Source organism: Bradyrhizobium arachidis (assembly GCF_024758505.1).
Lineage (GTDB): Bacteria > Pseudomonadota > Alphaproteobacteria > Rhizobiales > Xanthobacteraceae > Bradyrhizobium > Bradyrhizobium manausense_C.
Genome location: NZ_CP077970.1, coordinates 6,033,937 through 6,052,780 on the forward strand (window position 1 = coordinate 6,033,937; position 18,844 = coordinate 6,052,780).

Below are 18,844 nucleotides of genomic sequence, written 5' to 3' on the forward strand. Positions count from 1 at the left end.
GCCGAACGAGAGCCGGTTCAGGCGCGGCGAGTCTTCAGCAACATCGCAGCAACACAGCGATACGGTATTCGGCTCCTCAAAGCTGCGAATGCAGGTTCACATGTGCCCTATTTTCATCAATTGTGATTACCGGGCTTTCAGGCTATGCACGCGGTGAGAAGCCATCGTGCAATCCGTTCCATGACCGAGCCATTCGCTCGCACATCTTCCCCGACAACGGTCGACCGCCGTGCCTTCATCCGCCTCGCCGGCGCCTCGGCGGCGGGGTGGTTCGCACTGGGCGCATCGGAGCGGATGCGAATCGTCGGCTCGCTGGTGGGGCTGCCCTTGTCGGACACATTGACACGCAGGACGCCGGAGAACGTAAACTCGCGGACGAGTGCACTCGTCCAGGGCATGCATGAACGCGGCTGGGTCGAAGGGGTCAATGTCCGCTACGAGATCCGGTCGAGCTTCGGCGGGCCGGAGAACAGGGCGACCGCGATCAAGGAGTTGCTCGATCTCAATCCCGACGTGATCCTGACCTCCTCGACGGTCGAGACTGCGGCGATGATGGCTGCGACCAAGACGATTCCGATCGTATTCGCGACCGCCAACGATCCCGTGGGCAACGGTTTCGTCGAAAGCCTGACGCGTCCCGGCGGCAACGTCACGGGTTTTACCAGCAGCACCCCCGAGATGGGCGGCAAATGGCTGGAGCTGCTGCGCGAGGCTGCGCCGCAGATCGAGCGCGTCGGCGCGCTGTTCAATCCACAATCCACGCCGCGCGCGGGCCGCTTCTATCTCGACTCGATCCAGAGTGAAGCCGCGGCGACGGGCGTGACCGTTACGCCCGTGCCGATCACCGAGCCCAATGCGATCGACGAGGCCATACGCGCCTATGCCGGCGCACCGTCCGCCGGAATGATCGTGCTCGTCGACCCCTTCCTCGTGATCAACCGCCTGGCCATCGTCGACGCGGCGGCGAAATATCGCGTGCCGATGATCTATCCGTTCCACTACTTCATCGACGCCGGCGGGCTGATGAGCTACGGCGCCTCGCTTGAGATCCGCTCGGCCGCCTATATCGACCTCATCCTGCGCGGCACCAGGGCCGGCGACCTGCCGGTGCAGTCGCCGCGAAAATACGAGCTGTTGATCAATCGCAAGGTTGCTGAAACGCTTGGGTTGAAGCTGCCCGCCAGCCTGCTCGCGCGCGCCGACGAGATCCGCGAGTGAACGAGACGAACGACCAGGGACGTGCTACTCCGCCTCCCAGCCGGCTGTTCCGAAAATATCTCTACTCGTTCGTGGCGCTCGCCTTCGCCGCGCTCGCTATCAACACCACGCTCGACGTCTGGTTCTCGTACCGGGAGCAGAAGCAGCTTCTGGCCGCCATCCAGCGCGAGCAGGCGGCATCCGCCGCCATCCAGATCGGACAGTTCATCAGCCAGATCGAGAGCCAGCTCAGATGGATGTCACGCCTGCCCCCCGACCTGTCGGCGCGTGAAGACAACCGCCTGAACGCGATCCGCCTGTTGCGCCTGTCGCCGGCCATCGCCGAAATCGCCCAGCTCGATTCACGCGGCCGCGAGCAGGTCCGCGTGTCGCGCCGCGTAGCGGACAGGATCGGCAGCAATGAGGATCTCTCGGCCTCGCCGACGTTCCGCGCCACACGGGCGAGCGGCGTCTATTACGGGCCGGTGTATTTCGTCGGCGAGACCGAACCGTTCATGACGCTCGCCATCGCCGGCAGCGGAAGCGAACCCGACGTGGCAATCGCCGAGGTCAATTTGCGCTTCATCTGGGACCTCGTCGCCCGGATCAAGGTCGGCAACACCGGCAAGGCCTATGTGGTCGACCGCAAGGGGCAACTGATCGCGCATCCGGATCTGTGGCCGGCGTTGCGTCAGACCGACCTCTCCGCCGATCCCGACGTCAAGAGCGGGCTTGCCGGCATAGCCCCACCCGCAAGCGGGATGGTAAAGGAAGATCTGTCGCACCAGCAGGTGCTGTCGACCTATGCGACCGTCGCCCCGCTCGGCTGGCTGGTGTTCGTCGAGCTGCCGCTCAGCGAAGCCTACGCGCCGATCTACGCCTCGATCGGACGGTCGGCGTTCCTGCTCGTCGTGCTGCTGGGTTTTGCGGTGCTCGCCGCACTCCTGCTCAGCCGTCGCATGGTGGTTCCGATCCGGATGCTGACGCAAGGGGCGAAACGCATCGGCAGCGGCGATCTCGAGCAGCAGCTCGCGATCAAGACCGATGACGAGCTGGAAGCGCTCGGCGACCAGTTCAACCGGATGGCCGCGCATCTGCGCGAGTCCTACGCGACGCTCGAACGCAAGGTGACTGAGCGGACCGCCGAGCTCGAAAAGGCCCGCGACCAGGCGCTTGCGGAGCACAGCGCGGCCGAGCGCGCACGCCGCGCGGCCGTGCACGCCAACGAAACCAAATCGCGATTTCTGGCCGTGGTCAGCCACGAGCTGCGCACGCCGCTGAACGGCGTGATGGGCGTGCTGCAACTGCTCGACGACGGCACCCTCTCGGAGGCGCAGCGCCGCTCGCTGGCGACCGCGGCGACATCGGGCGAAACGCTGATCGCGCTGGTCGACGCGATCCTTGAATATGCTCGCCTCGAAGCGAGCACCGAGGCGCTGGAGCGGCGCGATTTCCGCCTCGACCAGCTGGTCGAAGCCGCAGCCGAGCTGATGCGCCCGCAGGCGCAGGCCAAGGGGCTCGCGTTCAACCTGTCGTGCGATGCGGGCGTCGATGCCTATGTGCACGGCGATCCAGTGCGGCTCAACCGCGTGCTGCTCAACCTGATCGGCAACGCGGTCAAATTCACTCCGAAGGGCACGATCGACCTGACGGCCTCCGTTGCGCCAAATGACGGCGCGCTCCTGCTCCGCTTCACCGTGGCCGATACCGGGATCGGCATTGCGCCCGACATGCACGAGCGCATTTTCGAGGACTTTGTGCAGGCGGACGACAGCATCGCCCGCCGCTTCGGCGGCACCGGGCTTGGCCTCGCAATCGCGCGCCGCCTCACCCGCCTGATGGGCGGCGAGCTGACGGTGGAGAGCGCACCCGGCTCGGGCAGCACCTTCCACCTCACGGTGCCGCTCGCGCCGGCCGAGCATAATGACGCCGCGCACGTTGCGCGCGATCCGTCCCACTCCTTCCGCGTGCTGCTGGTCGACGACGATCCCGTCAACTGCGAGGTCGGCGAAGCCATGCTGCAACGGCTCGGCCATCGCCCGACGGTTGCGCGCAACGGCTCCTCCGCCGTCGCGCTCGCCGCGAGCGAGCCGTTCGACATCATCCTGATGGATCTGCACATGCCCGACATGGACGGCGTGGCGGCGGCAACCGAGATCCAGAAGCTCAAGCTGCAGCCCGCGCCGCGGATCATCGCGCTGACCGCCGATGTCTCAAAAGGCGCGCGCGAACGGCTCGCGGGCGCCGGCATCACCAAAATCCTTGGCAAGCCCCTGCTGCTCAACAATTTGCGGGAGACGATCGAGAGCGACCACGACGAGGCATCGGTGACGGCGCGACCGGCGGCAGGCGCGCTGATCGACCAGACCTATCTCCGCGACCAGACCGAGCTGCTGGGCGCCGCGCAGATCGCAAGGCTGCACGGCCTGCTGGAGCGCACCGGCGCAACGCTCATCGGCGAGATCGCGAAGGCCGCAGAGGCCGGCGACCGTGGACGGCTCGCCCGATCCACGCATCAGCTCGGCAGCGCCGCCAGCGCGCTCGGTCTGGTGCGTCTGTCCGAGCGCTGCAGTGAAGTTGAACTGTCGGCCGCTGCGATGTCGAGCGCGGAATGCCGGACGGCCGCGCTGGAATTGGCCGCGCTGTTCGAGGCCTCGTTGCACGCGCTGGACCGACTGCTTCAGCCGTCCTAGCAACCCTTATTCTTCGAGCACGAGCTTGTAGCCGACGCCGGTGACCGTCGCGATCACCGGACGCTCGCTGCGGCTGATCAGCTTGCGGCGCAGCCGCGCCACCAGTGCATCGACCGTGCGGATGTCGACTTCCGCATGCCGGTTGCTGATGACCTCGATCAGATATTCACGGGTCAACGCCCGCCCGCGCGCGTCGACCAGCGCGGCCAGCAGATCGAACTCGCCGCGCGTCAGGTTGATCTGCATGTCCTCCGGCGCGGTCAGCTCGCGCCGCACGAGGTCGATGGTCCAGTCGCGAAAGCGGATGGTCGAGGCGGCGGCCGGCGCCGGGCCATCGGATGTGCGCCGGCGCAACAGCGAGCGCGACCGCGCCAGGAGATCGCGCAGGTCGATCGGCTTGGTGACGTAGTGGTCGCCGGCGGCTTCCAATCCGCGAATACGGTCCGCGTCCGAGTTGCGGCGCGTCACGAAGATGATGCCGACCTGGCTCGCGGCGCGGATCTCCTGTGCCAGCTCGATGCCGTCGCCGTCGGGCAACTGGATATCGACGAACAACAGATCGGGCGCCCGGTTGCGCAAGAGCTCGCGGCAACGCTTGCAGCTATCGACGACCGTGACGTCGAAAGCATGCTCGGAAAAATAGGCCGCGATCATCTGGCCGGTGACCGGATCATCTTCCAGCACCATCAACTGCTGACGGCGCGTCGGCGCGATGTTTGATAGTGACGACAAGACCTGTCCACTCGACTGGGAGAGCCGCAGGCCCACCGCCCGGAGAGGGCTCGCGGCTTTGCATGCGGGCGATAGCATCATAGCGCAATCCGGGGCGAAGGAAACGGCGCTTCCCCTCCTCAATTTCTTCCGCTTTGTGAATTGGTTACTTGACTTCTGCGGCGCGCATTTCGGCCCGGATTCACGTCCCGCTATCGCACCCGGCGGTTCACCCGCCGAAGGCGTGGCGCAGGCGACGCCAGCCGATCACGATTCCGGTCAGCGAGAACAGCAGGCCGAGCGCGCAGAGGCTCACGATCAAGATGCTGCGGAGGCCCGGATGTGCCAGCAGGATCGGCAAATCCAGTGTATGCAGCGCGCCGTAAAGCCAGCGATAGGCGCGCCGCGAGGCGTCCCATCGCTGCAGCACGCGGCCGTCAGCGCCGTCGACGTCGAACCACACTTCGCCGCACCGCGCGCGATAGACCGGCGCACCCGGCAGGCTCGACTGCGCAGGATAGGCATCGTCTGCCGCCAGTACCGACGGCACGTCGCAGCTGGTCGCGAGACGTGCCACGAATTCCCGAACCCCAAGGGAACTCAGCGATCCCGTTCCATCGCCGAGGTTTTCACCGGCGCTGAACATGATCTGCCCGTCGAGGCTGATCCGATCCCGCCGATAGAACTTTCCGTTGAGCGCAAACCATTCGACCTCACGCGCGGACGGTGACATCGGCGGCCATGCGTTCGACCGAACCGCAGCCCAGTCCGGCAGCAGCGTCATGACCTGGTGCTTGGTCAATTCTCCGCGCGAGAACAGGCGGCCATGGTCCATGGAAAGCCAGCCGCTGAAAATCCAGGTCAGGACGAAGGCCGCTGCGACCACGCCTGCGATGTGATGCAGCGCATGCCAGCCGCGAAAGGGCGAGAGCGCTGCGCCCTGCCCGATCCTGATCCGCACGACGCCCAGCACCGCACCGAGCACTGCTCCGATCAGCGCAAGCAGCGACAGCGTCCACACCACGCGATCCCAGAGCGCCCAGTTGCTCCTGAGGATCGTCGGATAGATCCAGTGCAGGACGCTGCCCGCAAAATTCCAGGCACGTTCGCCCCTGTTGGTTTTGAGCACCACCTCGCCGGTGACGGACGAAACGTAGATTTGCGTTCCCCCGGCATCATCGAACGCGATACGAAACAGTGGACGGTGGCGATCAAAGCCGTTCGGGACGCTCCATTGATCGTAGTCCGCGAGCTGAAGGACAGACGCGCGCGAAGCATCCAGCCCACGCCGGCTGGCGTGGTCTCTGGCTGCAGCGAGCGCCATCTCGGGCGAGTTCACCGGGGCATCGGTGCCATCGGACGCACGGACCGCGCGCAGCAGCGACGATCCTGACACAATATAGGTCGGCCCGTCGCTCCGCTGGATCAGGCGAATTCGTTCAACATTCGCGATCCCGCTGACCCGAACGGCGTCCACTGGGCCGATCGCCGCGCGCGCGGTGTCGATCGGCGCAAGGCCGGCAAAGCGCTCCGCTTCCGAGAGAGACGGAAACGGAACGAAGTGCATGACGATGCCGGTTGCAAACCACATCGCGAACAGCAGGCAGAACGCGATGCCCATCCACCGGTGCAGGAAGACGATCGCGCCCATGCTGCCGTATCACCATTTGAACGCGGCCGACACCTCATAGGTGCGGGGCGCGCCGAGCAAGATCTGGTCGGGATAGAACGGATCGCCCCAAATCGCGTAGCGCTTGTCGGTCAGATTGCGCACGCGGAAGGTCAGCCGCGTCTGCTCGACGGCGGCAAACACCGATTTTGGGATGTCCACGAAGGCGTAGACGTCAGCGACGGTATACGCGTTCATCGTCACGGTGTTCGCATCGGTGTTGTAGCGATCGCCGACGTGACGGCCGACGACGCCGAGTTCGACCGGCCAGGGCGTGAAGAACCGGTAGGCCGCGCCGGCATTGGCAACGATGCGCGGCACGTTCGGCGGCGTATTGCCGGAGAACGAGCCGCCGGCAAAATTGTAGTCGGCATAGCGCGCGTCGACATAGGCGATGTTGCCCCAGAGACGCAGGGCATCGGTGACGCGCACCGCAGCAGCAAGCTCCACGCCCTTCGACTCCTGCCGCCCGGCAATGTTGAGTGCCATGCCGCCGGCCGCCGCATAGACGTTCTTGCGCTGGATGTCGTAGGCCGCGAACGACCACTCCGCCCGGCTGTCCCAGAACAGATGCTTGACGCCGGTCTCATAGGTGCGCGACGTCGTCAGGTCCAGCGGCTGGGTTGGCAACAGCAGGAAGATGTTGTTGGCGGAAACGTCGGCGCCGGTGGCGTACTGGCTGAAGAAGGTCAGGCCGGGCACGGCTTCCCAGGTGTAGCCGAGGCGGCCGGTGACGGGCGCCCAATCCTTCGTGAACGGGAAGCCCGCTTTCACAAGCCCGGCGGGGTCAGTCGAATTGCGATCGAGCCCGATATGCTCGACGCGCAGGCCACCGACCAGCGCGAAAGTCCGCGTCAGCTTCAGCCGGTCCTCAACCGACAGCGCCTCGTTGTCAATGCGCGCTGTCTGCTGCTGGATCGTGAGCGGACCGTAGAAGCCGCGGTCGAAATCGACCAGCGGGACAGAATCGCCAAGAGGTTTGAAGGCACCCGGCCTGACGAAGTCGAGATAGCTCGACGACAGCGTCGTGACGAAACGATTGTCGAAGCCCGCGATGTTCGCATCCCAGGTCAGGTCGGTGATGTTGCCGACCAGGCGCTGGCTGTGCGCCACGTAGAAGCGACTGCGATCGACCGTGTTCGTGGTCGTGTTGAACGCCTCGACCTCGTTGTTGAACCAACTGCGCTCCGCGCCGTAAGCATAGGCTTGGCTCTTCAGCGTCAGGTCGGGCGCCAGTTTCAACTCGAAGCCGCCGCGCAGCCACACCTCTTGCGCCACATTGCGATTGTCGAGCACGTTGTAGTTGGTGTTGAAGGTGCGATCGTCGATGGTGATCGGCCCGAGGTTCGATCCGTTGGAGGCGACATAGGTGCCCGAGACGATCCCCGTCGTCGCATGCGAGCCGCTGAAGGCGATCGGCACCAGTGGCGCGCCCCAATAGGCCTTCGAGCGGTCTTCGCGATATTCGATCGCACCCCAGACCTTGAGGCTGTCGGAGATGCGGTAATTGAGCTGGCCCGACACGTCCAGCGTCTTGGTGCCGGTGTCATCGGCAAAGCCGTTGAGCGAGGAGCGGCTGATGTCGAAGCGGTAGTCGAGCCCCTGAACGTTGGTGCTGCCGCCGGAGCCATAGTAGCTGCGGAACGAATTCAGGGAGTCATAGGAGAAGAAGGCCTCGTTCCGGATCGGTCCGGTATGCGGCTGCTTGGTGACGACATTGACCGCGCCGCCGCTGGCGCCCTCGCCCGACATGACCGAGGCCGGGCCCTTCACGAATTCCACGGCCTCGAGATTGGCCGTGTCCATGATGCGCGACGTCATGTTCTGCGGGCCGATCTTGATGCCGTTGTAGAGCGTGTTGATCTGGCTGTTGGTAAAGCCGCGCATCGAGAACGCAGCGGGCTCGGCCGGATTGTCGCCGGAGGTGACGCCGACCGCGCCCTGCGCGACTTCCGACGTGGTTCGATAGCCCTGCTCGCGCATGGTCTCGGCCGAGATCACCTCGACGGTTGCCGGGATTTCGTGCACGGTCAGGCCGAGCCGCGAGGCGCTTTCGGCAACCACATTCGTGTTGAGCGGCGTCTGCGCGGGCTGGTCGCCCGGCTTCGGGGCCGTCGCCGGCGATGCGGCACGATTGGCTGGCGCGCGCCGTGCGACGCGCTCGTCGCGGTTGGCCGGCCTTGCCTGCTTGCGCTTCTGGTCGGGGCGCGGGGCAATCTCGACGGGTGGCAATTGCTCGCGCGGGCCCGCCTGTTGCGCAAAGGCGGTGGAGATGTCGATGGCAGCAAAGGACGCGAGAACGCCGGATGCGAGCAGAAGGCTGCGCGGCAGGCCGGCATGAAGACGAGACATGGTTGAGACCTCGGTATGACGTCAGTGGCACGTCACAGCGAACCAGGTCTCAGCCTTCGGCCTGTGAAGCCTCAGGAGAAGCCGAATGTCTGTACTCCCCGACCGACATCTTCGCGTGTGACCACGGCTGACGGCAGGTCTCCTGGCTTGCGGGTCGTTACCTTGCATCGCCTTCCCGGGACCGAGATGCCCAGTGGCTATTGACGCAAGATTCTCCGCTCACAGTTGCGGGGGCAGCTACGGCATTGAGGACAAGTCTCTAAAGACTCAGCCTCGCACCGCATTCCCTTTTCATCCCCTTACGGGGAAACCGTCGGAACCATCTAGGATTAAGACAAAGGTGGAGTCAATGTGCAGCTCCAGTTCGTGTCGCAGTGATTGACAACCGGTCGGCCACGGGGGCAATCGCAGAGCTCACGGCGCCGCCGTACTGACATCCATGGAGAGGCAAAAATGGAAGGGGACGCCTTCCTCTGGCTGGTGCGTCATGCCGTTGTCGACGGCGTCGCAGGGACCATCCATGCATCGGACGCACCGGCCGATCTCAGCGACCGGCCGCAACTCGACGCGCTCCGTCGCCATCTGCCGCAGGATGCGGCGAGCTATGCGAGCCCCTCGCGGCGCACCGTCGATACGGCGCGCGCGCTCGGGCTCGATCCGGTCCTCGTCGACGAATTTCGCGAGCAGGATTTTGGCGACTGGACCGGACAGCGCCATGACGATCTCGCCGCGACCGGCGGGCATGAATACGCGACCTTCTGGAACGAGCCCGCCCGCTCGCGACCGCCGCGCGGCGAGAGTTTTGAAGATCAAATCGCGCGGGTTCGACGTGGCCTGGACCGGATCACAGCCGGCCCGGCAACCCTCGTGGTCCATTCCGGCACCATCCGCGCAGCGCTCTCTGTCGCGCTCGACCTCACGCCCGAGGCCGGCTTGCGCTTCGTCATCCAGCCGCTCTCGCTCACCCGGATCGACCGGCTGTCCAAGGGGTGGCGCGTGGTATCGGTCAATCAGCGGCTGGCTTGAGCCATCCTCATCAGGCCGGACGATCCGGCACGTGGGCTTGCGCAAACGTCGCCATGCCGTTGTGCAGGGCGCAGGCGAGGCGCACCAGCGGCAGCGCGATTGCCGCTCCCGAGCCTTCGCCGAGCCTGAGATCGAGACTGACCAGCGGTTGCGCATTCAAGCCACGCAGCACCAAACGATGCCCCTGCTCCGCCGATTGATGTGACGACAAGAGATAAGGCTGGCACGACGGATTGATCCGCACCGCTGCGAGCGCCGCCACCGAGACGATGAATCCATCGACGAGGACCGGAATGCGCCGCTGCGCGGCCGCGATGATGGCGCCCGTGATCGCCGCGATTTCGAGACCGCCGACAGTGCACAGGATTTTTTCTGCGGATGCACCGGCAAGCTCATGACGCGTCAGCGCCGCTTCGATCAGCCGTGCCTTGCGGGCCCGGCCGGCGGCATCGACGCCGGTACCGCTGCCTGCGATCTCCTCCGCGCTCACGCCAAGCAGCGCCGAGGCGATCGCGGCCGATGTCGTCGTGTTGCCGATCCCCATCTCGCCGAAGATAAGAAGATCAGGCGCGCCGGCCTCCGCGCGCAACACCGCGCGCTTTCCGCAGTCTAACGCGAAGGCCAGCTCATCGGTCGTGAGCGCCGGCTCCACGCTGAAATCGCGGCTGCCGCAACGCGGCTTGTCCGTGACGATGCCAGGCAGCGGCGATTGCGCCAGCGTGCCGGCATCGACGACCTCGAGGCTCGAGCCCAATTCGCGCGCCAGCACCGATATAGCCGCTCCGCCACCGGCGAAGTTTGCTAGCATCGCAATCGTCACCTCCTGCGGATAGGCGGAGACGCCTTGCACCACGATGCCGTGGTCGCCGGCAAAGATGACGATCGGGACATGCGCTGCACGCGGTTGCTCGGTCTCCTGCAAACCTGCGAGATCGACCGCAATTTGCTCCAGCCTGCCAAGCGCACCGGCCGGCTTTGTGAGTTGCGCCTGCCTCGCCAGCGCCGCCTCGCGATGGACGGCCGAGGCGTCGGGGCATTCTTGGGTGACCCAATCAGGGAGCATGTCGTTCTGCCTTTATATGACGCGCCGGCCGTCTCACGGCCTGCGCTTGAGAATGTAGCTGTCCATGATCCAGCCATGGCGTTCGCGTGCGGCCTCGCGGGCCGCTACGATGCGCGGGCCCGCCTCAGCCAGCTCGCCGGACATCATGATTTCATCGGGCATGCCGAGATAGGCGCCCCACCAGATCTGCAGCCCCTTTGGCTCCAGCGCCTGAAAGGCCGTGCCGCCATCGAGCATCACCACGACCGTGTCCACACCTGCCGGCCAGCCGCCTTCGCGCAGCCGCCGCCCGGTCGTAACCAAAAACGGCTCGCCAATGTCGTTGAGCGGCAGCGCATGCGCCGCGCACAGGGCCTGGATCGACGTGACGCCGGGGACGACCTCGATCGTCGGCAGCGGATCGAGCCGGCGCGCGATGCGCAGCGAGGAATCATAGAGCGACGGATCGCCCCAGATCAGCAGTGCGACGCGCCCTGCCCCACCAACATGCGATGCGATCTCCCGCGACCAGGTCGCAGCGATCGCATCGTGCCAGTCGTCGACGCCCCTGCGATAGTCCGCATCGCCGGCATCGCGCACCGGCAGATCGAACTCCGCGATCCGCGTCGCCGCGTTGGTCAGCACGTCGGCGCAGATCGCCCGCCGCAACTCCGCGAGATCGGACTTTGCCACTCCCTTGCGCGGAATGAGGATCAGGTCGGCGGCGTTGATGGCACCGATCGCGGCCAGCGTGAGCTGGCCGGGATCGCCGCAACCGATGCCTATCAAAGAGAGCGTCAACATGCTCTGGACGAAGGCCGGCCGTTGGGCCGTCCGTCAGCCTCTTCGCTACGCCGCGTGATGCAGGCGCGGCGTGACCATGCCCTCGGCTGTGACGCCGCGCAGCGATTTCGCCAGCGCGAGCACGGCAAGATCGGCCAGCGGCTCGATCACGATGACCAGCGCATAGGATCCGGCGAAGGTCGCGATGTTGGCGAGATTGGTCGCACCAAAGCCCTGGCCATAGATGGCCCAGAACGCGACCCAGGCCACGATACCGGACTGATAGGCAGTAGAGATCGCCAGCGTCTGGCGATATTGCAGGTCCACATAGGCGGTGTTGCGCGGAATGATACGCTGGGCGAGCGCATGGATCCCGAACAGCGGCACCAGCAGCGTCGTCACGTTCATGCTGTATTGCGGCAGGTCGATCGGCGAGAAGAACACGCCTTGCAGCAACAGGCCGAACGCCAGCCCAAGCGCGGCCGGCGCAGCGCCGAACAAGAGGAACAGCGTCGAGCCGAGGATGAAGTGCACCTCGGAAACCCCGACGCGGAAATGCGGCAGGATCTCGAAGAACGCGAACACCAGCGCGGTCGTCACGACCGTGCGGACGACCAGGGACACAACGCCCTGCTCGCGGACGGTATCCACCGCAAGCTTGAGGGCAACGCCGCCTGCGGCAATGCCGGTTGCATAGCTGAGCGTGAGTTTTGCACCCGTCACGATTTCCGGTTCGATATGCATGGCTTCAGGTCCTTCCTGCCGTCAGCGACGGCCTTCTTCTAGAGTTTGGCTTCAGCAAATTTGCGAGAGTGTATCGCGGCCTCATGACGGATGATCTCCGGCCAGTGGACCGAACAGGATGATGGCCGCGGTCGTCGCCGCGCCGCCGCGCCCGAGCTGCTCGGCGAGCTCTGCAATGGTCGTGCGCACCACGTGCTCGTCGGGCCGGCCCAGCGATTCCGCGAACAGCGCGGGCGTCGTCGGTGCAAGACCATGCTCGATCAGTCTTGCCGCGAGCAACGGGAACGTGCGGCGACCCATATAGACCACGGTGGTCGCGTCCGCGTCCGCCAGCGCCGCCCAATTCAGATCCGTGGGCAACTCGCCGGTGACGTCGGCGCCGGTGATGAACTGGACCCGGCGCGAGGTGTGGCGCCGCGTCAGGGGAATGCCCGCCTGCGCAGCCGCGGCGCTGGCCGAGGTCACGCCGGGAATGATCTCGTAGCTGATGCGTGCCTCACGTAGCGTCTCGATCTCCTCTTCGAGACGGCCAAAGATGCCGGCATCACCCGACTTCAGGCGCACGACGCGCGCGCCGGTCGCGGCGTAGTCGACCAAGAGGCGGTTGACGTGCTGCTGCTTGGTCGAGGGACGGCCGGCCCGCTTGCCGACCGCGACGAGGTTGGCATCGTTGCGCGCAAGGTCGAGGATCGCGCCCGAGGCCAGATCGTCATAGAGCACGACGTCGGCCTCGCGCAGCCGCGCGGCCCCCTTCAGCGTCAAGAGCTCGGGATCGCCGGGACCGGCGGAAATGAAAGTGACAAAACCGCTCACCGGTCCTCCGCAATCAGATGGAAGAAGGTACCAGTTGCGCGGCCGCGCCGCGAGCCCGTTTCGGCGACGATCGCGCCGGTCGCGTCGCGCACGGTGGCGAGCGGCGTGTCCGGCTGGGCAACGATCGTGGAATAATGAAACTCGTGTCCGCGCAGGCGGGCGCCGGCGGCGTGTCCCGGCATCGGCTCGACGAGCTCGGCGAGACGGTAACCCAGATGCATGCGGCGTTTGGCAAAGCTGGTTTCGAGACCGAGCAGGCCGAGCATCTCGTGTCGCATCCCCTCGGCGTCCGTCAGGGCGGTGCCGAGCGCCATATAGCCCCCGCATTCGCCATGCACGGCCTTCGTCTCGGCAAAGGCGCGCAAGCTCCGGTGAAACCGTGAATTGGCCGCGAGCCGGCCGGCGTGCAGCTCGGGATAGCCGCCGGGCAGCCAGCAGATATCGGCGCTCGCATCCGGCCCTTCATCCGCGAGCGGCGAGAACGGCACGATCTCGGCGCCGGCGGCGCGCCAGGCTTCGAGCATGTGCGGATAGACGAAGGAGAATGCCGCGTCGCGCGCGAGCGCAATGCGCTGGCCGGGCGGCGTGACGGTGAGGTTGCGCGAGGCATGTGGCGGCGACCAGGCGCAGGCCGAGCGCAGCACGGCATCGAGGTCGACATGTTCGGTGACGAAGCGCGCGGCCTCGGCGATGAGACCGCCGACCTCCGTCTGCTCCTCGGCCTGCACCAGGCCGAGATGCCGCTTGGGCAAGGCAATCTCGGCATGGCGCGGCAGCGCGCCGAACACGGCAATGCCGGCATCCGCCATGGCGCGGCGCACGAGATCCTCGTGGCGCGGGCTTGCGACGCGATTGAGCACCACGCCGGCAAGGCGGACGCCTTTGCGGAAATCGCGCAAGCCGGCAGCGATCGCCGCCGCGGTCTGCGCCTGCCCGGAGGGATCAATCACCAGCAGCACCGGCCATCCCATCATCTCGGCGATGTCGGCGCTGGCGCCGGTTCCGGCGCGGCCGCGGGCGGCGACGCCGTCGAACAGGCCCATGGAGCCTTCGGCCAGCACGAGATCCGCATCCGCGCCGCGCCCGACCAGATTTGCGATCGTCGCGTCATCCATCGCCCAACTGTCGAGATTGACGGAGGCGCGCCCGGTAGCAACCGCATGAAAGGCGGGATCGATATAATCAGGACCGCTCTTGAAGCATTGCACCTGTAGGCCGCGGTCACGGCAGGCGCGCGCGAGCGCCAGCGTCAGCGTCGTCTTGCCGACGCCGGAGGCCGGTGCAGAGATGACGAGCCCCACCGTCACTTGGTCGTCTCCGGAAAGCGTGGCGCAGCCCCGACCGGACGATAGCGGCGGTCGTAATCCGCTGCATAAAGGCGGCTCTCGGCAAACTCTTCCGAGCCGAGGGTGCGGCCTACCAGAATGAGCGCGGTGCGTTCGAGCTCGGCGCCGACAGCGGCATCGAGCGTGGCGAGCGTCGCGCGCACGATGCGCTGGTCGGGCCAGCTCGCGCGCCAGACGATCGCGACCGGACAATCGGCGCCGTAATGCGGCGTGAGCTCGGCGACGACCTTGTCGAGCAAGTGAATCGACAGATGGATTGCGAGCACGGCGCCCGTTGCGGCAAAGGCTGCGAGCGTCTCGCCCTCGGGCATTGCACTCGCCCGCCCCGGCGTGCGCGTCAGCACCACCGATTGCGCGAGGCCCGGCAGCGTCAGCTCGGCTTCGAGCGCGGCGGCCGCAGCGGAAAACGAGGGCACGCCGGGCGTGACGTCGTAGGGAATGCCGAGTGCGCGCAGGCGCCGCAACTGCTCGCCCATTGCCGACCAGATCGAGAGATCGCCGGAATGCAGCCGCGCGACGTCCTTGCCATCGGCATGCGCAGCGGCGATCTCGGCGATGATGTCGTCGAGCGACAGCGGCGCGGTGTTGACGATCCGTGCACCCGGCGGGCAATGCGCCAGCACGCCCTCGGGCACGAGCGATCCCGCATAGAGGCACACCGGACAGGCCGCGATCAGGTCGCGACCGCGCAGGGTGAGCAGATCGGCGGCGCCCGGCCCGGCGCCGATAAAATGCACCGTCATTCGCCGTCTCCTTCCGCAATCGCCGCGGTCGCCGTTCTATCTCTTGAGACGACTCGTGTTGCAACCAGCCGCGCAGAGCGGCCGGCGGCTGCGAGCGCCACAGCTTCGGCCACCGATCCCGTGCCGAATGTTTCATTGATGCGCTCGGATTGGGTTGGCGTCGCGATGTCGGTCAGTCGTTCCGCCGGAACAGCCCTGATCGGGAGGCCTAGCTCGCGCGCGAGCAACGCCAAAGCATCGTCTTTCGCTTTGTCGCTGACGGTCGCGATGGCCGCGACACCTTCGGCCCCGCCGGCAGCGATGAGCGCCTCGCGTAGCGAAGCGACCGTCACATCGCGCCTGAATCCGAAGCCTGCGACCCTCATCGGACCACGCTCCATTGCACGACCGGCCGCACCGCCTCCCAGGAGCGGTAGCGGCCGAGCGGCGCGGCATGGGCGATGTCGACCCGCATCAACTCGCCGCCATGGCGCCGATGCAGGTCGGTCAGAAGCGTTTCGGTCTCCAAGGTCACGCTATGCGCTACCAGTCGCGCCCCTGTCGCGGAGCGCGACCAGACCACATCGAACAGCGTGACATCGAGGCCGCCGCCGATGAACACCGCGTCCGGCGCCGCGAGACCGGCGAGCGCATCCGGTGCAGTTCCCTCAATCACGGTGATCCGATGCGCGAGACCAAAGGTCTCGGCATTGCGCTGGATGTTTTCGGCGCGGTCAGCGCGCGCCTCGACCGCGACCGCCGTTCCCCCGCACAGCGACCACTCTACGGAGATCGAGCCGGAGCCGGCGCCGATGTCCCACAGGCTTTCGCCGGGACGCGGCGACAGCGCCGACAGCGCCAGCGCGCGCATCGGCCGCTTGGTGATCTGGCCGTCATGGACGAAGAGATCGTCCGATAGCCCCGAGCTGCGCGCGAGCCCCTGCGCCCCCCTCGCCTCCAGCGCGACCGCGACGAGGTTGTCGCCGGTCTCGACTGTGTAGCTGTCGGCCCGATGCTGTCTGATGGATTCGCGCGTGCCGCCAAGCGCCGAGAGGCTCCACATCGACGATGCGCCCCAGCCACGGTCCGTCAGCCATCGTGCGAGATCGCCCGCCGCCTTGCCGTCACGCACGAGACAGATGATTTGTGCTCCGCGTGTCAGATGCGGCATCAGGCGTTCGAAGGGCGCAGCATGCAAACCAAGACACACGGCGTTCTCCAGGCGCCAGCCCAGCCGTGCCGCCACGAGTGAAAATGTGGAGGGCGCGGGGCGCGCGACCCACTCATCCGCTCCCAGCTTCTCCGCCAATACCGCGCCGACGCCATGCCAGAACGGATCACCGGAGGCGAGCACGGCCGTTGGATGGCCGCGACGGCTCAGCACGCAGTCCACATCGAACGGCACGGACCATGCCCGGCCGCGGCTCGTCACGCCCGCGAGCGCGAGATGGCGCTCGCCGCCAAACACGGTTTCGGCGTCGGAGAGTGCCTTTCGACTTGCTTCGGACAGCCCCGCAAGGCCATCTTCCCCGATGCCGATGATGGTCAACCAGGGACTAGCCACGATGCGCGCCCTCATTCTGGGCGGAACGCGCGATGCCAATCTGCTCGCAGACGAGGTTGCGCGCGCTGGACTCGACGCCGTCTATTCCTACGGCGGGCGCACCCGTGCGCCGGCCGATCAGAAGCTGCCGACCCGCATCGGCGGCTTTGGCGGACCGAACGGCCTCGCCAACTACATCCGCGAGGCCGGCATCACGCATATCGTCGACGCGACGCATCCCTTTGCGGCCGAGATGAGCCGCAATGCGGCGGCGGCTTGCGCAGAGACCGGCACGCCGCTGCTCGCGCTCGAACGTGCGCCATGGGCGAGGACAACCGGAGACAACTGGATCGAGGTCGCCGATATCGACGCCGCGGTTGCGGCGTTGCCGGAAACCAGGACGCGCGTGTTCCTCGCCATCGGACGGCAGCATATCGCGCCGTTCAGCGCGAAGCCGCAGCATGCCTATACGTTGCGGTTCGTCGATCCGCCGGAAGGCCCGTTGCCGTTCGACGCCGATGTCATCGTGTCGCGTGGCCCGTTCACGCTGGAGGCCGAGCTCGACATGATGCGCACGCGCGGCATCGCGTGGGTCGTCGCCCGCAATTCGGGCGGCGACGGCGCGCGCGCCAAGATCGACGCGGCGCGCGCCCTGGGACTGCCTGTCATCCTGCTGTCGCGGCCAAAGCTGCCCGAGCGATTGCGGGTGGAAAGCGTTGGCGAGGTCATGCAATGGCTCGGTCATCGGGCCTGCCTCGGCGCATAGACGAAACGGCCGACGCGGCGCGTCGACGAATTGCCGACGATCACCAGCGTCCGCATGTCGGCCATCTCGGGCCTCGCATCACGTAGGGCAACCGTCTCGATCCGCTCATCGGGTGTGCTGACTGCGCGTGCGAAGATCGCGATCCGTTCGCCGCAACCCGCATCATTCAGGATCTCTAATGCGCGACCAAATCCCTCGGGCCGGCTCGCCGAGCGCGGATTGTATAGCGCGATGGCGAAATCGGCTTCAGCCGCAAGCCGCAGCCGCCTCTCGATCACAGCCCATGGCTTGAGATTGTCGGAGAGATTGATCGCGCAAAAATCATGGCCGAGCGGCGCGCCTGCGCGCGCCGCCGCCGCCAGCATCGCGGTCACGCCGGGCAGCACGCGGATCGTAAGCGCCTGCCATTGCGGCTTATGCTCCAGCGCCTCGAAGACGGCTGACGCCATCGCAAAAACGCCGGGATCGCCCGAGGACACCACGACGACGTGGCGACCTTCGGACGCCAGCCGCAGCGCCTCGCTTGCGCGCTGCAGCTCGACGCGATTGTCGGAAGGGTGCAGCGTCAGCCCATCGCGCAGTTGCACGCGAGCGACATAGGGCCCGTAGCCGACGATGTCGGTCGCGACCGCGAGCGCCGCGGTGACCTCGGGCGTGACCATGGCGTCGTCGCCCGGGCCAAGTCCCGCGATGGTCAGCGTGCCCGTCATTCAGTGACCTCGCTCCGCCCCTGCCCGTGCACCAGCACGATCGCAAAATAGGGACAGTCGGCTTCGTCAACGTCGACCAGCCGCGCGACGCGCTCGCCGGGCATGGTGCCGCGCTCGACCAGCCATGCGTCCGGCAACCGGCCCGCCGAGGCGAGCGCACGGCGAACCTTTGCGAGGTTGCGCCCGGTCTTCATGACGACGAGCGCGTCGGAACTTCGCATCCGTCGCTCGAGTTCGTCTTCGGCCAACGTGCCCATCAGCACCGTCGTCACGTCGTCGCCCAGCGCGATCGGCCGGCCGACGGCGTTCCAGCAGCCCGCCATCCCCGGAATCCCTGCGATCACCTCGATCTCGACGCGGCCCTGCAGGCGGGCGTGCAGATGCATGAACGAACCGTAGAAATAGGGATCGCCCTCGCAGAGCACGACGACGTCGACCGCCCGCGCCAGCCGCGCCAGACGTTCCGCCCATTCGTCGTAAAAACCCGCAAGCAGCCGGATGTAATCGGGATGATCGAAAGCGATTTCGGTCGTGACCGGATACTCCATCGGGTATTCTGCGACGTCGGCCGCCAGCATGCCCTCGACGATGCGCCGTGCCTGGCCGGGACGCCCTTTCTTGCGGAAATAGGCGACGTGCTTGGCCGTGCGCACCGTGCGATCGGCGCGCACGCTCATCAGATCCGGATCGCCTGGCCCGAGGCCGCAGCAGATGATACGGCCCATCA

Annotated in this window: 17 protein-coding genes and 1 riboswitch; of the genes, 4 read left to right on the plus strand and 13 right to left on the minus strand. The window is 66.5% G+C overall.

Features of this window, described 5'->3' with window-relative positions:
- Positions 1-180 precede the first annotated feature (180 nt).
- Together KUF59_RS27960 and KUF59_RS27965 are read left to right on the plus strand one after the other, a co-directional pair.
- Positions 181-1,218, plus strand: a complete 1,038-nt coding sequence (locus KUF59_RS27960; protein WP_249139967.1) for an ABC transporter substrate-binding protein — start codon at positions 181-183, stop codon at positions 1,216-1,218.
- On the plus strand, positions 1,215-3,890 hold the full coding sequence (locus KUF59_RS27965) for a hybrid sensor histidine kinase/response regulator (RefSeq protein WP_212455420.1): 2,676 nt from the start codon (positions 1,215-1,217) through the stop codon (positions 3,888-3,890). Before KUF59_RS27960 ends, KUF59_RS27965 begins: the two co-directional genes overlap by 4 nt.
- A gap of 6 nt (positions 3,891-3,896) precedes the next feature.
- Here KUF59_RS27965 and KUF59_RS27970 read toward each other — a convergent pair whose 3' ends face one another.
- The 3 genes from KUF59_RS27970 to KUF59_RS27980 form a co-directional block, all read right to left on the minus strand.
- Positions 3,897-4,622 carry a response regulator gene (locus tag KUF59_RS27970; protein ID WP_309500869.1) on the minus strand — a complete coding sequence of 242 codons (726 nt, stop codon included), beginning with the start codon at positions 4,620-4,622 and terminating at the stop codon, positions 3,897-3,899.
- A 208-nt stretch (positions 4,623-4,830) separates the two neighbouring features.
- Positions 4,831-6,252 (minus strand): PepSY domain-containing protein, encoded by a 1,422-nt coding sequence (locus KUF59_RS27975; RefSeq protein ID WP_212455422.1) that lies wholly within the window; start codon positions 6,250-6,252, stop codon positions 4,831-4,833.
- Positions 6,253-6,261: 9 nt separating this feature from the next.
- The gene (locus tag KUF59_RS27980; protein WP_212455423.1) at positions 6,262-8,622 is read right to left on the minus strand and encodes a TonB-dependent receptor; all 2,361 of its coding nucleotides are present in this window, start codon (positions 8,620-8,622) and stop codon (positions 6,262-6,264) included.
- A 115-nt stretch (positions 8,623-8,737) separates the two neighbouring features.
- Positions 8,738-8,952: riboswitch (cobalamin riboswitch) on the minus strand.
- Positions 8,953-9,075: 123 nt separating this feature from the next.
- Here KUF59_RS27980 and KUF59_RS27985 point away from each other — a divergent pair.
- The gene (locus tag KUF59_RS27985; protein ID WP_212455424.1) at positions 9,076-9,648 is read left to right on the plus strand and encodes a histidine phosphatase family protein; all 573 of its coding nucleotides are present in this window, start codon (positions 9,076-9,078) and stop codon (positions 9,646-9,648) included.
- A gap of 10 nt (positions 9,649-9,658) precedes the next feature.
- Here the strand turns inward: KUF59_RS27985 and cobT are convergent, their stop codons facing one another.
- The 8 genes from cobT to cbiE all read right to left on the minus strand — a co-directional run bounded on the left by cobT (position 9,659) and on the right by cbiE (position 16,662).
- Complete coding sequence (cobT, locus tag KUF59_RS27990) at positions 9,659-10,711, minus strand: nicotinate-nucleotide--dimethylbenzimidazole phosphoribosyltransferase (RefSeq protein ID WP_212455425.1); 1,053 nt, start codon at positions 10,709-10,711, stop codon at positions 9,659-9,661.
- A 33-nt stretch (positions 10,712-10,744) separates the two neighbouring features.
- Positions 10,745-11,494 (minus strand): precorrin-6A synthase (deacetylating), encoded by a 750-nt coding sequence (cobF, locus tag KUF59_RS27995; RefSeq protein WP_212455426.1) that lies wholly within the window; start codon positions 11,492-11,494, stop codon positions 10,745-10,747.
- A gap of 45 nt (positions 11,495-11,539) precedes the next feature.
- Positions 11,540-12,217: an energy-coupling factor ABC transporter permease gene (locus KUF59_RS28000; protein ID WP_212455427.1), complete on the minus strand. Its 678-nt coding sequence runs from the start codon at positions 12,215-12,217 to the stop codon at positions 11,540-11,542.
- An 81-nt stretch (positions 12,218-12,298) separates the two neighbouring features.
- The gene (cobA, locus tag KUF59_RS28005; RefSeq protein ID WP_212455428.1) at positions 12,299-13,030 is read right to left on the minus strand and encodes a uroporphyrinogen-III C-methyltransferase; all 732 of its coding nucleotides are present in this window, start codon (positions 13,028-13,030) and stop codon (positions 12,299-12,301) included.
- Positions 13,027-14,337, minus strand: coding sequence for a cobyrinic acid a,c-diamide synthase CobB (locus KUF59_RS28010; protein ID WP_212455429.1), 1,311 nt, complete (start codon positions 14,335-14,337; stop codon positions 13,027-13,029). The genes cobA and KUF59_RS28010 overlap by 4 nt, the downstream gene beginning before the upstream one ends.
- Complete coding sequence (gene cobM / locus KUF59_RS28015; protein ID WP_212455430.1) at positions 14,334-15,119, minus strand: precorrin-4 C(11)-methyltransferase; 786 nt, start codon at positions 15,117-15,119, stop codon at positions 14,334-14,336. The genes KUF59_RS28010 and cobM overlap by 4 nt, the downstream gene beginning before the upstream one ends.
- The gene (locus tag KUF59_RS28020) at positions 15,116-15,484 is read right to left on the minus strand and encodes a cobalamin biosynthesis protein (RefSeq protein ID WP_212455431.1); all 369 of its coding nucleotides are present in this window, start codon (positions 15,482-15,484) and stop codon (positions 15,116-15,118) included. The genes cobM and KUF59_RS28020 overlap by 4 nt, the downstream gene beginning before the upstream one ends.
- Positions 15,481-16,662 (minus strand): precorrin-6y C5,15-methyltransferase (decarboxylating) subunit CbiE, encoded by a 1,182-nt coding sequence (gene cbiE, locus KUF59_RS28025; RefSeq protein WP_212455432.1) that lies wholly within the window; start codon positions 16,660-16,662, stop codon positions 15,481-15,483. Before cbiE ends, KUF59_RS28020 begins: the two co-directional genes overlap by 4 nt.
- 1 nt (position 16,663) lies before the next feature.
- Here cbiE and KUF59_RS28030 point away from each other — a divergent pair, with 1 nt between their 5' ends.
- The gene (locus KUF59_RS28030; RefSeq protein WP_212455433.1) at positions 16,664-17,407 is read left to right on the plus strand and encodes a cobalt-precorrin-6A reductase; all 744 of its coding nucleotides are present in this window, start codon (positions 16,664-16,666) and stop codon (positions 17,405-17,407) included.
- Here KUF59_RS28030 and cobJ read toward each other — a convergent pair.
- Together cobJ and KUF59_RS28040 are read right to left on the minus strand one after the other, a co-directional pair.
- Complete coding sequence (gene cobJ, locus KUF59_RS28035) at positions 17,383-18,117, minus strand: precorrin-3B C(17)-methyltransferase (RefSeq protein ID WP_212455434.1); 735 nt, start codon at positions 18,115-18,117, stop codon at positions 17,383-17,385. The two genes, KUF59_RS28030 and cobJ, sit on opposite strands and share 25 nt — an antisense overlap.
- Positions 18,114-18,842 carry a precorrin-2 C(20)-methyltransferase gene (locus KUF59_RS28040; protein WP_212455998.1) on the minus strand — a complete coding sequence of 243 codons (729 nt, stop codon included), beginning with the start codon at positions 18,840-18,842 and terminating at the stop codon, positions 18,114-18,116. The genes cobJ and KUF59_RS28040 overlap by 4 nt, the downstream gene beginning before the upstream one ends.
- Positions 18,843-18,844 lie beyond the last annotated feature (2 nt).